Source organism: Acrocarpospora pleiomorpha, assembly GCF_009687885.1.
GTDB lineage: Bacteria > Actinomycetota > Actinomycetes > Streptosporangiales > Streptosporangiaceae > Acrocarpospora > Acrocarpospora pleiomorpha.
On record NZ_BLAF01000124.1, the window covers coordinates 1 to 13,888 of the forward strand.

The window sequence follows — 13,888 nt, forward strand, 5'->3', positions numbered from 1 at the left end:
GAGCCCGCCGTGCCGGAGGCGCGGCCATGAACACTACATATCGTTCGCACGTCTTGGGATCGGTCCCGGTAAGGTGGGGGTTGATCGAACCGCTTGGTTCGAGCTATCCGGCGTTGGGTAATTGGCAGCCCGCCAACCTTTGGAGTTGGTTTGTCCTGGTTCGAGTCCAGGCGCCGGAACGCGGTGGGGGTGGTGTGCCGGGTGTGTTCGGTGCCCGGCCAGGTAAGCTCACGTTGTCGAGTGGGTGACCGTGCGGTGCCTTGGCGGTAGCCGTACAGCATCCTGATCTAAGAGCCGTCTCACCAGCGGATCCGAGGGAGCTCCCACAAGTGAGTGCGCCGCGCCCGGCCGCCGTCATCGTCCTCGCCGCGGGCGAGGGCACGCGGATGAAGTCCAAGACCCCGAAAGTTTTGCACGAGCTTTGTGGTCGCTCCCTGGTCGACCACATGCTCGTCGTCGCCCGGGGCCTCAACCCCGACAAGTTGATCGTCGTCATCGGCCATGCGCGCGAGCAGGTGGAGGCCCATCTGGCCCGGACCTCGCCGGACGCGCGCCAGGTCGTCCAGGAGCAGCAGAACGGCACGGGACACGCGGTCCGCACGGTCCTGGAGGCGGTCGGCACCATCGACGGAACGGTCCTGGTGACCTACGGCGACACGCCGTTGCTGCGCACCGAGACCCTCGCCGCCCTGCTGACCAGGCACGCCGATGACGCCAACGCGGTCACCGTGCTGACCGCGAAGGTCCCGGATCCGACCGGTTACGGAAGGATCGTCCGGGATGCCACCGGCGCGGTCCTGGAGATCGTCGAGGAGAAGGACGCCACGCCCGACCAGCGCGCCATCACCGAGATGAACTCGGGGGTGTATGCGTTCGACGGCCTCCTCCTCGCCGACGCCGTCAAACGTGTCTCCACCTCCAACGCGCAGGGCGAGGAATACCTCACCGACGTGCTGTCGATCCTCCGCGAGGAGGGCCACCGCGTCGGCGCCCACATCGCGGTCGACTACGTCGAGGTCGAGGGCGTCAACAACAAGGTCCAGCTGGCCTTCGCCCGCCGGGTGCTCAACGAGCGCATCCTGCACGCCCACATGCTCAACGGCGTGACCGTGATCGACCCGGGCAACACCTGGATCGACGCCGACGTCACCCTGGAGGCCGACGCGGTGATCCACCCCGGCACCCAGCTGCACGGCGCGACCCGGATCGGCGCCGGCGCCGAGGTCGGCCCCGGCACCACACTCACCGACACGATCGTGGGCGAGGAGGCGGTCGTCCGCAACGCCGTCTGCTTCAGCTCCGAGATCGGCCCGCGCGCCTCGGTCGGCCCGTTCGCCTACCTGCGCCCGGGCACCCGCCTCGGCGCGAAGGGCAAGATCGGGACGTACGTGGAGACCAAGAACGCCACCATCGGCGAGGGCTCCAAGATCCCCCATCTCAGTTACGTCGGCGACGCCACCATCGGCACCGGATCCAACATCGGCGCCGGGTGCGTGTTCGTGAACTACGACGGTGTCACGAAAAGTCATACAACGGTGGGCGATCATGCCCGGATCGGCAGCGACAACATGCTGGTCGCCCCGATTCACGTCGGCGACGGCGCGTACACGGCGGCGGGCTCGGTGCTCGTCAACGACGTGCCGCCGGGCGCGATGGCCGTGGCCAGGAGCCGCCAGCGCAATGTCGAAGGCTGGGTGCTCCGCCGCCGGGTAGGTACGGCTTCCGCGGAAGCAGCCCAGCGGGCGCTCGATTCCGGGCAGGCCCAGGCGTGAAGCAGCAGTACGGATCGGATCAAGGCGCGGTCAGCCGCGTATCACCGGATTATCCCGGGCCAGGAGGAGCAAGCCGCATGAGTGGGATTCAGACGATGGGTCAGAAGAACCTGATGTTCTTCTCCGGTCGGGCGTATCCGGAACTCGCCGAAGAAGTCGCGAAGAACCTCGGGGTGGAGATCACTCCCACCACGCTCCGCGACTTCGCCAACGGCGAGATCTACGTCCGCTACCTGGAGTCGGTACGGGGCTGCGACGCGTTCATCATCCAGAGCCACACCGCCCCGATCAACAAGTGGATCATGGAACAGTTGATAATGGTGGACGCGCTGAAACGCGCCTCCGCCAAACGGGTCACCGTGATCATGCCCTTCTTCGGGTACGCACGACAGGACAAAAAGGGCCGAGGCCGCGAGCCCATCACCGCCCGCCTGATGGCCGACCTGTTCAAGCAGGCCGGCGCCGACCGCCTGATGTCCATCGACCTGCACACCTCGCAGATCCAGGGATTCTTCGACGGCCCGGTGGACCACCTGTTCGCGATGCCGATCCTGATCGACTACCTGCGCGACAAGGTCGACCCGGCCACCACCACGATCGTCTCGCCGGACACCGGGCGGGTCCGCCTGGCCGAACGCTGGTCGGACTCGTTGAATACTCCCGTCGCCTTCATCCACAAGCGCCGCGACCTGGACGTGGCCAACCAGGTGAAGGTCAACGAGGTGGTCGGCAAGGTCCGCGGTCGCACCTGCGTGCTGATCGACGACATGATCGACACCGGCGGCTCGATCTGCAAGGCCGCCGACGCCCTCTACGACCACGGCGCCACCAACGTGGTTGTGGCCGCCACTCACGCCGTGTTCAGCGAACCCGCCGTGGACCGGCTGAAGAACTCGCGGATCTCCGAGGTCGTCGTCACCAACACGCTGCCGATCCCGGAGGCGGCGCGCTTCGACAAGCTCACCGTGCTGTCGATCGCGCCGCTGATCGCCCGCGCCATCACCGAGGTCTTCACCGACGGCTCGGTGACGAGCTTGTTCGAGGGGGACTCGTAGGCCGATAGACTGAATGAGTTGCGCTCGTAACGCCTTCCGCTAGGGCGGGTGAGGGGGAGCGCGCCATCCGTCGATTCATCCCTAGGAGATGTGCCGTGTCCGAAGTCACGATCACCAGCGAACCTCGCGACCAGTTCGGCAAGGGCGCCGCCCGCGCCATCCGCCGCGCCAACCGCGTCCCCGCCGTTCTGTACGGCCACGGCACCGAGCCCCGCCACCTGAGCCTGCCGGGCCACGAGCTCCTGCTCGCGCTCCGCACCCCCAACGTGCTGATCAAGCTGGAGGGCGCGGTCACCGAGCTGGCCCTGCCCAAGGGCGTGCAGCGCGACCCGATCAGGGGCTTCCTCGAGCACGTCGACCTGCTCCTGGTCAAGCGCGGCGAGAAGGTCGTCGTCGAAATCCCGGTCACCGTGGTCGGCGACGTCGTCAACGGCGCGATGCTCGACCAGCTGATGGTCCAGGTCCAGGTGGAGACCGAGGCCACCCACATCCCGACCGGCGTCGAGGTGGACGTCGAGGGCAAGGACGCGGGCTTCGACCTGTTCGCCGCCGACCTGCCGCTCCCCACCGGAACGACCCTGGTCGGCGACCCCGAGGCGCTGATCCTGCACGTCATCGCCGCCCCCGTGGCCGAACTCCCCGAGGAGCCCGAGGCCGCCGAGCCGACCGCCCCCACCGAGGCCCCCGAAGCCGCCCCCGCCGAGTAACCAAACCACAACGAAAGCCCCACCCGACAATTCCTGCCGCGTGGGGCTTTCGCCGTGAACGCGTTCCACGTCGCTTGGCCGGATGTGGGGTGGCTAGGGTTCGAGGATCTAGGCTGGGAGCCTGCGCGGGCTGAGTATGGCGGGGAGACGTGGTGGATCGTTGGCTTGTGGTCGGGTTGGGTAATCCTGGCCCGGAGTATGCGGCCAACCGGCATAACGCGGGGTTCATGGTGGCCGATGAGCTGGCCGCGCGTGCTGGTGGTCGGTTCAAGGCGCACCGGGCGCGGGCCGAGGTCATGGAAGGGCGTCTGGTCGGGGCGTCCGTGGTTCTCGCGAAGCCGCTGTCGTTCATGAACCTTTCGGGTGGGCCGGTGAAGGCACTGGCTGACTTCTACAAGACCACGCAGCTCATCGTCATTCATGATGAATTGGACGTGCCCTATGGCGCACTCCGTACAAAACTGGGCGGCGGGGACAACGGGCACAACGGGCTGAAGTCCATTACGAAGTCGCTCGACACCAAGGACTACCTGCGCCTGCGTTTTGGGATCGGCCGACCGCCGGGGCGCATGGACACCGCCGTCTACGTTCTCAAGGATTTCGCCACCGCCGAGCGTAAGGACCTCCCCTTCCTGATCGACCGCGCGGCGGACATGGTCGAATCCCTGATCCAGGTCGGCCTGGAACCGACCCAGAACAAGTTCCACGCCGCCGACCTCAACCTCTCCGGCCCGCCACGCTAGGTCACGGGCGCCAGGTCATCAGGTTCTGGAAGAGCTCGGCCTGCTCGAGGGCGTCATCAAGCGCGTGATGGGAGTGACGCAGGGTAGACCGCAGCTCCTTCGGCATCTGCCGCTTCGTCGCCCACCCAATAGGAACCTTGGCTTTAGCGGCATAAAGCGTCTTTATGTCCATACACCGCGAATGCCCAAACGGCGACATCCCCGCGAACTTCATGAAGTACCAATATATCCACATCCAGTCAAAGGAAAGCGGATACGCGACCATCACCGGAGTGGACTTCCCGCAGGTTTCTGTGAGCCACGCCGCAGCCGACTTCATGGCCTCCTCCGGATCGCGCCCTTCACGAACAAGCAGGTCACGATCAAGCCCGCACACAGCCATGGCATCCGGCACGAAATCATCACTGATCGGCCGTAATTCCGCATAAAACGTGCTCGCGCTAGGGTCAAGGCGCTCGAACTCGCGCCCTGTCATCCTCCCAGCCACGGCCATCCCAAAACTCACCATAGAATATGGCCCCGGAATCGGCCCGTCCGCCTCGATATCAACGGAAATGTAGGTTTCGGCTTTCACTGAATTCTCCCCAAGGCCAGCGCTAGCATGTCCAGCGGCGAATTAACGGTAGGTATGCGTACGGTTACACGGAGGCATGTGTGGGGGACGGCGAGGTGGGGGCGGTCGTCGTCGACTGGGCGAGACCGGCGCCGGAGCGAAAGCTGACGCCGACATGGACCCTCCGGTATCGGGTCAGTGCCGCCATGTCCGACATCATCTGCGCCTTTCTCGCCGGAGCCGCGGCGGTGGTCCTGCGATTCGGGGAAGTCACTCCGTATGTGGAGCCTTACGTTCTGCTGAGCGGAACCCTGCCATTGTTGTGGGTGATCGTCATGGCCCTCAACCGCGTATACGAACCCCGCCTGATCGGCGTCGGCTCCGAGGAGTTCCGCCGGATCGCCCAGTCGGGCATCGCCCTCATCGCCGCCGTGGCCATCGCCGCCTACGTCACCAAGACCGACCTGGCCCGCGGCTACGTCGTGCTCGCCCTCCCGCTCATGACCATCCTGACCCTCCTCGGCCGGTACGGCTTGCGCCGCGGCCTGCACCGCAGAAGATCCCGAGGCCAGTGCATGCGCCGAGTCGTCGCCGTCGGACACCCGGAAGCGGTCGCCGACCTGGTCCGCCTGTTCCGCCGCGAGCGTTACCACGGCATGGACATCGTGGCCGCCTGCCTCCCCGAGGAAGGTCCCGACGTAGGAGTCCCCGTATTGGGCGATTTTTCCGACGTGCCGCTGGTGGTCAACCGCATCAACGCCGACACGGTCGCCGTGCTCGCCTGCCCGGAGTTCGACGGGATCGCGCTGCGCCGGCTGGCGTGGCGGCTGGAGCGCAGCCGTACCGACCTGGTGGTGGCTCCGGCCCTGATGGAGGTGGCCGGGCCGCGCACCACGATCCGCCCGGTGGCGGGCCTGCCGCTGCTGCACGTGGAACATCCCGAACTGGCCGGAGTCCGGCGGTTGATCAAGAACGGCTTCGACCGCCTGGTCGCGGGCGTGGTCCTCATCCTGCTGTCGCCGCTGCTCCTCGCGCTGGCGGTCGCCGTCCGGGCGACAAGCTCGGGCCCTGCCCTGTTCCGCCAGACCCGGGTCGGCCGGGACGGCCAGGAGTTCACCATCCTCAAGTTCCGCACCATGGCCCAGGACGCCGAACACCGGAAGATCCAGCTGGTCAGCGACGCCGACGGCGTCCTCTTCAAGATCCGCAGAGACCCCCGGATCACCCGCCTCGGAGCCCGCCTGCGACGGTACTCGCTCGACGAACTCCCCCAACTCATCAACGTGGTCAACGGCCACATGTCCCTGGTCGGCCCCCGCCCGCCCCTTCCCGAGGAGGTGGCCCGCTACGGTGACGACGTCCGCCGCCGCCTGCTGGTCCGCCCCGGCATGACCGGCCTCTGGCAGGTGAACGGCAGATCCGACCTGTCCTGGGAGGAATCGGTACGGTTGGACCTGCGTTATGTCGAGAACTGGTCCCTGATGTTGGATCTTCAAATCCTCTGGAAGACGTGGTCGGCCGTGGCACGCGGAGCAGGAGCGTACTGAGAAATGACGATCAGAGACGACCACGCCCTAGCCGAAGACTTGGCGACGGAGGCAGGCGAGAAGCTGTTACGGCTGCGCGCCCGATATGGCTTCGATGACCCCAAGGCGCTCAAGGACGCGGGCGACCGTGAGTCCCACCGCTTCCTCATCGAATCGCTGGAACGCCTGCGCCCGAGCGACAGCGTGCTGTCGGAGGAAGGGGACCGGCAGGATCCGGCCCGGCTGAAGGCGAGCCGGGTGTGGATCGTCGATCCCCTGGATGGCACCCGCGAGTTCGGCGAGGCCGGGCGGGCGGACTGGGCGGTGCACGTCGCGCTCTGGGAGGACGGCGAGCTCGTGGCGGGCGCGGTGGCGTTGCCAGCGCAGGGCCGTACGCTGGGGACCGGCAAGCCCCCCAGGTTGCCGCGCCATGAAGGCCCCCGATTCCGGATCGCGGTGAGCCGCACCAGGCCGCCCGAGTTCGTGCAGAAACTCGCCTATCTGGCCGGCGCCGACCTGGTGCCGATCGGCAGCGCGGGCGCGAAGATCTGCGCGGTGCTCACCGGCGAGGTCGAGGCCTACGTGCACGCCGGCGGCCAGTATGAGTGGGATTCGGCGGCTCCGGCGGCCGTCGCGCTCGCCGCGGGAGCGCACGCCAGCCGCATCGACGGCTCGCCGCTGACCTACAACCAAGCCGATCCATCCCTGCCCGATATCCTGGTCTGCCTACCGGATCTGGCGCCAACGTTGCTCGCCGGCATCCGTGACCTGCATCGGCCTGTGTAACCATCCCCGAACTTAGGAAGCCCCCAATGCTTCAGCGCGACTACACGACGTCGCAGCTCGACGTCCTCGAAGCCGAGGCGATCCACATCATGCGTGAGGTCGCGGCCGAGTTCGAGCGCCCCTGCCTGCTCTTCTCCGGTGGCAAGGATTCGATCGTGATGCTGCGCATCGCGGAGAAGGCGTTCTGGCCGGCGCCGATCCCGTTCCCGCTCATGCACGTGGACACCGGCCACAACTTCAGCGAGGTCATCGACTTCCGGGACCGGCGGGTGGCCGAACTGGGCGCGCGGCTGGTGGTGGCGTCGGTGCAGGCCTCGATCGACGCCGGGCGGGTGGTCGAGGAGACCGGGCGGCGGGCGTCGCGGAACCGGCTGCAGACGACCACGCTGCTGGACGCGATCGAGGAGCAGGAGTTCGACGCGGTGTTCGGCGGCGCGCGCCGGGACGAGGAGAAGGCGCGGGCCAAGGAGCGGGTGTTCTCCTTCCGGGACGACTTCGGGCAGTGGGACCCGAAGAACCAGCGGCCCGAGCTGTGGAACCTCTACAACGCGAAGATCCGCAAGGGCGAGCACATCCGGGTGTTCCCGCTGTCCAACTGGACCGAGCTCGACATCTGGGACTACATCCGCCGGGAGGGCATCGAGATCCCGACGATCTACTTCGCCCACACCAGGATGGTGTTCGAGCGCGACGGCATGCTGCTCCCCGAGTCGGACGTGCTGGAGCGCGGCGACGACGAGCCGCTGTTCGAGGCGATGGTGCGCTACCGCACGGTCGGCGACATCACCTGCACGGGCGCGGTCCCGTCCACGGCCGCCACGGTGAGCGAGATCATCGAAGAGATCGCGGTGACCAGGATCACCGAACGCGGCGCCACCCGGGCCGACGACCGGGCCTCCGAGGCGGCGATGGAAGACCGCAAGAAGGAAGGGTACTTCTGATGGACATCCTTCGGTTCGCCACCGCCGGATCCGTGGACGACGGCAAGTCCACACTGATCGGCCGCCTGCTCTTCGACTCCAAGGCCATCTTCGAGGACCAGCTGGAAGCCGTCGAGCGCACCAGCCGGGACCGCGGCACCGAGTACACCGACCTCTCGCTGCTCACCGACGGCCTGCGCGCCGAACGCGAGCAGGGCATCACCATCGACGTGGCCTACCGCTACTTCGCGACGCCCAAGCGCAAGTTCATCATCGCCGACACGCCCGGGCACATTCAGTACACCAGGAACATGGTCACCGGCGCCTCCACGGCCGACCTGGCCATCATTCTGATCGACGCGCGCAAGGGCGTACTTGAACAGTCGCGGCGGCACGCGTTCCTGACCACCCTGCTGCGGGTGCCGCACCTGGTGCTCGCGGTCAACAAGATGGACCTGGTCGACTACTCCGAGGAGCGCTTCGAGGAGATCCGCGAGGAGTTCACCTCGTTCGCGTCCAAGCTCAACGCCAGCGACCTGACCTTCATCCCGATCTCCGCGCTGCACGGCGACAACGTCGTCTCCCGCTCGGAGAACATGCCGTGGTATCAGGGCACCTCGCTGCTGCACCACCTGGAAAACGTGCACATCGCCTCCGACCGCAACCTGGTCGACGTGCGCTTCCCCGTGCAGTACGTCATTCGCCCGCACAAGACGGAATTCCACGACTACCGAGGCTATGCCGGGCAGGTCGCGGGCGGTGTGCTCAAGCCGGGCGACGAGGTCATGCACCTGCCGTCCGGGATGGCCACCAGGATCGCCGCGATCGACACCTTCGACGGCCCGGTGGACGAGGCGTTCCCGCCGATGGCGGTCACCCTGCGCTTCGAGGACGACATCGACATCTCGCGCGGCGACATGATCTGCCGCCCGAACAACCAGCCGATCGCCACCCAGGAGATCGACGCGATGATCTGCTGGATGGCCGACAGCGTGAAGCTGCGCCCGCGGGCCAAGCTGACCATCAAGCACACCACGCGGACTGCGCGCGCCCTGGTCAAGGACCTGCACTACCGGCTGGACGTGAACACGCTGCATCGCGACGAGACGGCCGCCGAGCTGTCGCTCAACGAGATCGGCCGGGTGTCGCTGCGCATCACCCAGCCGCTGTTCGTGGACGACTATGCCAGGAACCGGCTGACCGGTGGGTTCATCCTGATCGACGAGGCCAGCAACGGCACGGTCGGGGCCGGGATGATCCTCTGATCAGGTAGATCATTTAACGTTCCGTGAACAAGTAGTTACTCTCCGCGCTAGCGTCGGCACGTTCCGTATCCACTTCGGGGGTCGTGCTCGTGTCTGACGCTCAGCCGGTGATCTTTGTGGGAGGGCTCGGACGCAGCGGCACCACGCTGCTGGAGCGCCTGCTCGGAGAGCTGCCCGGGGTCGCGCCGCTCGGTGAGGTCGTGCATCTGTGGCGGCGCGGCGTGCAGGCCGACGAGCCGTGCGGCTGCCGCCAGTCGTTCTCCCAGTGCCCGTTCTGGCACAAGGTGGGGGAACGCGCGTTCGGCGGCTGGCGGGCGGCCAAGGCGGAGCGGCTGCAGGAGCTGCGCGGCAAGGTGGACCGGACCCGGCGGGTGCCGGTGTTCGCGTTCGGCCTGATCAGCCGCGAGGCGCTGCTGACCGAGTATGTGGCGTCCTATTACCGGATCTACGCGGCCGCCGCCGAGATCGTGAACGGCCGCGTGGTGGTGGATTCGAGCAAGCATGCCTCGCTCGCGTACTGCCTGTCGGCGATCATGGATTTGCAGGTCGTGCATGTGGTGCGCGATCCGCGGGCGGTGGCCGCCTCGTGGCGCAAAAAGGTGGCACGCCCCGAGGACGGCAGGCCGATGGCGCGCTGGACCCCCGCCAGGACGGCAGTGCACTGGGTGGTGCAGAACCTCGCGTACGAGGTGTTACGCGTCAAGGGCGTGCCCGTGCTGCGCGTGCACTACGAGGATCTGGTCGGGGAGCCGACGCGGACGCTGCGCCGGCTGGCCGAACGCCTCGGCCTGCCGTGCGGCGAGCCGGATTTCGCGTTCCTGGCCGACCGCGAGGCCCGCCTCGGCGTCGCCCACACCGTCTCCGGCAACCCGATGCGCTTCGCGGTCGGCCGGATCAGGTTCCGCGAGAACCACGCCCGCCTGCCCTTCCCGCACCGCTGGGCGGTCACCCTGATCACCCTTCCGTTCCTGTTGCGGTATGGCTACCGCCTGACCTACTAGTCCGGGAGAACCGAGACATGAACCCGTCCGTCGGCGTTGTCATCCCCACGCGCGGCGACCGGCCGGGCCCGCTGCGCGCCGCGCTCGAAGGCGTGCTGGGCCAGGATCCAGCGCAGGTTGTCGTGGTGGCGGACGGAGGCGATCCGGTCGACGTCGCGGAACAGGTCGCGGACGTCGTGGCGGCCACCCGTGGCCGCGTCCAGGTGCTGCCCAACCGGCTCAGCCCCGGCCTTCCCGGCGCGCGCAACACCGGCATCGCCGCGCTCACCACCGACCTGGTCGCCTTCTGCGACGACGACGACCTCTGGCTGCCCGGCAAGCTGCCCGCGCAGATCGCCGCCCTCGGCGACGCCGAGTTCGCCTCCTGCGCCATCGAGGTGGAGTACGGCTCCCGCGTCGTCCCCCGCACCGCGGGCCGCTCCCAGGTGCGGGTGGCCGACCTGGTCAGGTCGCGGATGATGATGGTGCACTCCTCCACGTTCCTGTTCCGGCGCGGCGCGCTGTGGGTGGACGAGAGCGCTCCAGGCGGCCAGAACGAGGACTGGGATCTGGCCCTGCGCGCGGCCCGGCGGCAGCCGATCGTGCATGTGGATCGTCCGCTGGTGCGGGTCCGCTGGGGAGGCTCCCAGTATGTGACTCGCTGGGCGGATCGCATCGCCGGGCTGGAGTGGATGCTGGCCAGGCATCCGGAACTGGCCGCCGACCCGACCGGGGCGGCTCGCGTCTACGGACAGCTCGCCTTCCATCATGCGGCGCTCGGGCGGCGTCGTGAGGCCGGGCGGTGGGCGTTGCGCGCCTTCTCGGCCCGCCGGGGCGAGCTCCGCGCGCCGATCGCGCTGGCCGTCGCGACCGGCCTGGTGTCCGCGCACGCCGTGCTCGCGGTGCTGCACACCCGGGGGCATGGCATCTGATGGGGCGCATACAGTCGCTGCTCGCCGTACCCCGGCAGCGCCCGGCACCGGAGCAGGCCGTCCGGCGGCGGAGACGCCGGGTCGCGGTGGCCGGGATCGAGGTCGATCGGCTGACCGAGATCCAGGTCGTGGACCGGGTCGTCGCGGCGCTTCGGCGCGGACGCGGGGGCCATGTGATCACGCCGAATGTGGATATCTGCCGGGCTTGCTCGCGGAACGCCGAGTTGCGGGCGCTGGTGTTGAAGGCCGATCTGGCGGTGGCCGACGGGATGCCGCTGGTGTGGGCGGCCCGGCTACTCGGCCGCCCGCTGCCGGCCCGGATCACGGGAGCCGAGCTGATCTGGTCGCTGTCGGAGGCGGCGGCGTTCTACCGGCTGCCCATCTACCTGCTCGGCGGACCGCCCGGCGTGGCGGATCGAGCGGCGACCGCCCTCTGCGAACGTTATCCCGGCCTCATCATCGCCGGCGTGGACGCTCCTACGTTCGGGTTCGAGACCGACCCCGAACGATTCGAGCAGGTGCGCAGGGCATTGCTCGACGCCAATCCCCTCCTGGTCTTCGTCGGACTCGGCTTCCCCAAACAGGACCTGCTGATCGACCGCCTCCGCGCCGACCTGCCGGCCACCTGGTTCGTCGGCTGCGGCTCCGCGATCGCTTTCGCCGCCGGTTCGGTACGGCGTGCGCCGCACTGGATGCGCGACCACGGGCTGGAATGGCTCTACCGCCTCGCCACCGAGCCCTCCCGGCTGGCCCGCCGATATCTGGTCGACGATCTCCCCTTCGCGCTCCGCCTGCTCCTGGTGTGCGCGGTGCGGCGTTTGTTCACCTGACCAGGGATCGTACGCGGGAGGCGTCCTCGGGGGAGAGCCGGGTTCGGGCGGCGGCGGTCGCGCTGTCGGTGCGGTGGAACGCCGTGCGGGACAGGCCCGACCAGGTGAAGGCCCGTTCGGTCGAAGGTCCGGTGCAGGCGCGGCGGACGAACTGTGCTGATCGGTCGGTCCAGGTGAGGCCGCACCAGGCGTAGAGGTCGCGGAAGCCGTAGAGGGGGTCGGCGGCCAGGGTTTCGTAGGAGACGACGCGGATGTTCGGGTGCGTGATCGTGTCGGTCACGTCGCGGGCGGCGCGCCAGAGGGCGGCGGCTTTCGCGAGGCGGTCCTGGGAGCCGACGTGGTCGCGGAGGGCGAGCAGGTTCGGGTGGTCGCGGATGAGCAGGGGTTGTTCCAGGAGTTCGTGGAAGTAGACCGTCCAGCCGAGGTGTTGCCAGCTGCCGGTGAACGTGACCGGGTCGCGGATCAGGATGATGACCCGGCAGTTCAGGCGGGAGGCGAACCAGGCCGCGGAGAACAGGGCGAACGGGTCGTCCAGGAGGGCGCGGCGGCCGAGCAGGCAGCCGAGGGTGAACGCGGTGCCGTGTTTGAGCAGGCGCGCGAGGGCTGCCGGGCGCTGGTTGTGGCGTAGTTCGGCGAGGAAGCGGTAGCGGAGCGCGGTGGTGTCCGTGAAAGCGGGCAGCCAGGTTGGTTCGTTGTCTTCGCAGATGTATTGGAACCGGTTGGGGGGCGGGGTGTTGAGGACGCCTGGGTGGTGGCGTTCCGGGTTGAGGGGTTCGTTGACGTAGACGAGTTCGCCGGAGGCGCACAGCATGCGGCCGGTCCAGCTGGTGCCGCTGCGGGGGAGGCCGGTGACGAGAATGGTCATGTCGCGATCCTGGGACGGAAGCCGTACAGCTGGACTAGGGGGAGGAGGTTCTTCACCAGCACGCCGCCGGACCAGCCGAGAGCCGCGCCGAGAGCGCCGAGTGATGGCACGAGGGCTAGGTCGAGGGCGATGGTGACCGCTACCGCGGCGATGACGTTGATCAGGCTTGCGGTGGTGCGGCCGGACGCGATGAGGACCACGTCCACCATGCCGCACGCGGTGGCGATCATCATGGTGGCGGAGAGCACGAGGGCGATATCCACACCCTGGGGATAACTTGGTCCGAACAGACTGAGAATCCACGGCGCGAGGGCGGCATATGCGATCCAGACCGGCCAGGTGATCGCCATCAACGTCCGGGTGGCCTGCCGGTAGAGCGCCTTCGCCCTGCCAGGATCACCATCGGCGATCGCCCGAATCAGCCGGGGTTGTACGGCCTGCGCGAGCCCCTGGCTGACGAGTTGCCCCACTACCTTGAACCGAGTGGCAGCCGTATACATAGCCGCCTCAGCAGGCCCCGCCAACAGGGCGACCACCACGATATCCAGCCGCTGAAACACCGCCTGCACACCACTGGCCACCGACCGAGGGCCGATATACCGCCAGAATTCCCCCCACCCAACCGACCCAAAGGAATCCCTAGAAACCCGAACCCCCGCCAACACCAATACCGGCACCGCAGGCAACGCCCAAGCCACCACCAACACCGGCACCGACGCCCCCGCAACCAGCGCACCCCCTACCAGCACAAGCTGCCCAACCGGCTGCACCACCCCACCCAAAACCAACGTCTCCCGCATCGACCCCCGCCCCCGAGTAGCCGCCACCAACACATCCGCCACCACCACAACCGGCAAAACCACCCCCAACACCCAACTCTCCCCAGCCCCCCACAAAAGCCCCCCACCAACCACACCCGAAAGCACAACCACCGGCCCAAGCGCCACCACAACC

At 68.0% G+C, this 13,888-nt stretch carries 14 protein-coding genes and 1 tRNA gene; 12 read left to right on the plus strand and 3 right to left on the minus strand.

The genetic code is table 11. The annotated features are described in order from the left end of the window. The first annotated feature begins 106 nt into the window (after nt 1–106). From Aple_RS50835 to pth, 5 genes are all read left to right on the plus strand, one after another. Nucleotides 107–179, plus strand: a tRNA-Gln gene (locus Aple_RS50835). A gap of 150 nt (nt 180–329) precedes the next feature. Beyond that, nucleotides 330–1,772 carry a bifunctional UDP-N-acetylglucosamine diphosphorylase/glucosamine-1-phosphate N-acetyltransferase GlmU gene (gene glmU / locus Aple_RS50840; RefSeq protein ID WP_155352013.1) on the plus strand — a complete coding sequence of 481 codons (1,443 nt, stop codon included), beginning with the start codon at nt 330–332 and terminating at the stop codon, nt 1,770–1,772. A 77-nt stretch (nt 1,773–1,849) separates the two neighbouring features. Continuing rightward, nucleotides 1,850–2,827, plus strand: coding sequence for a ribose-phosphate diphosphokinase (locus Aple_RS50845; RefSeq protein WP_155352014.1), 978 nt, complete (start codon nt 1,850–1,852; stop codon nt 2,825–2,827). A 95-nt stretch (nt 2,828–2,922) separates the two neighbouring features. Beyond that, on the plus strand, nt 2,923–3,534 hold the full coding sequence (locus tag Aple_RS50850) for a 50S ribosomal protein L25/general stress protein Ctc (protein WP_155352015.1): 612 nt from the start codon (nt 2,923–2,925) through the stop codon (nt 3,532–3,534). Between the two features lie 152 nt (nt 3,535–3,686). After that, a complete protein-coding gene (gene pth, locus Aple_RS50855) occupies nt 3,687–4,277 on the plus strand; it encodes an aminoacyl-tRNA hydrolase (protein WP_155352016.1) in 591 nt (196 codons plus the stop codon). A gap of 1 nt (nt 4,278) precedes the next feature. Here the strand turns inward: pth and Aple_RS50860 are convergent, their stop codons facing one another. Beyond that, nucleotides 4,279–4,851, minus strand: coding sequence for a 3'-5' exoribonuclease domain-containing protein (locus Aple_RS50860; RefSeq protein ID WP_246265630.1), 573 nt, complete (start codon nt 4,849–4,851; stop codon nt 4,279–4,281). A 185-nt stretch (nt 4,852–5,036) separates the two neighbouring features. On the opposite strand from Aple_RS50860, the gene Aple_RS50865 reads away from it, so the two are divergent. From Aple_RS50865 to Aple_RS50895, 7 genes are all read left to right on the plus strand, one after another. Then, the gene (locus Aple_RS50865) at nt 5,037–6,377 is read left to right on the plus strand and encodes a sugar transferase (RefSeq protein WP_155352025.1); all 1,341 of its coding nucleotides are present in this window, start codon (nt 5,037–5,039) and stop codon (nt 6,375–6,377) included. 3 nt (nt 6,378–6,380) lie between these two features. After that, nucleotides 6,381–7,142 carry a 3'(2'),5'-bisphosphate nucleotidase CysQ gene (locus Aple_RS50870; protein WP_155352017.1) on the plus strand — a complete coding sequence of 254 codons (762 nt, stop codon included), beginning with the start codon at nt 6,381–6,383 and terminating at the stop codon, nt 7,140–7,142. Nucleotides 7,143–7,168: 26 nt separating this feature from the next. Next, complete coding sequence (gene cysD, locus Aple_RS50875) at nt 7,169–8,083, plus strand: sulfate adenylyltransferase subunit CysD (protein WP_155352018.1); 915 nt, start codon at nt 7,169–7,171, stop codon at nt 8,081–8,083. Then, nucleotides 8,083–9,327 carry a sulfate adenylyltransferase subunit CysN gene (gene cysN / locus Aple_RS50880; RefSeq protein ID WP_155352019.1) on the plus strand — a complete coding sequence of 415 codons (1,245 nt, stop codon included), beginning with the start codon at nt 8,083–8,085 and terminating at the stop codon, nt 9,325–9,327. Before cysD ends, cysN begins: the two co-directional genes overlap by 1 nt. Before the next feature lie 107 nt (nt 9,328–9,434). Next, on the plus strand, nt 9,435–10,328 hold the full coding sequence (locus Aple_RS50885) for a sulfotransferase family protein (protein ID WP_246265632.1): 894 nt from the start codon (nt 9,435–9,437) through the stop codon (nt 10,326–10,328). Nucleotides 10,329–10,345: 17 nt separating this feature from the next. Beyond that, on the plus strand, nt 10,346–11,239 hold the full coding sequence (locus tag Aple_RS50890; protein ID WP_155352020.1) for a glycosyltransferase family 2 protein: 894 nt from the start codon (nt 10,346–10,348) through the stop codon (nt 11,237–11,239). Then, a complete protein-coding gene (locus tag Aple_RS50895; protein WP_155352021.1) occupies nt 11,239–12,069 on the plus strand; it encodes a WecB/TagA/CpsF family glycosyltransferase in 831 nt (276 codons plus the stop codon). The genes Aple_RS50890 and Aple_RS50895 overlap by 1 nt, the downstream gene beginning before the upstream one ends. Here the strand turns inward: Aple_RS50895 and Aple_RS50900 are convergent. Both Aple_RS50900 and Aple_RS50905 read right to left on the minus strand, forming a co-directional pair. After that, the gene (locus Aple_RS50900; protein WP_155352022.1) at nt 12,062–12,934 is read right to left on the minus strand and encodes a sulfotransferase; all 873 of its coding nucleotides are present in this window, start codon (nt 12,932–12,934) and stop codon (nt 12,062–12,064) included. The genes Aple_RS50895 and Aple_RS50900 overlap by 8 nt on opposite strands. After that, nucleotides 12,931–13,888: lipopolysaccharide biosynthesis protein (locus tag Aple_RS50905; protein ID WP_155352023.1), on the minus strand; the 958-nt coding region annotated here is incomplete at its 5' end. The genes Aple_RS50900 and Aple_RS50905, both read right to left, overlap by 4 nt.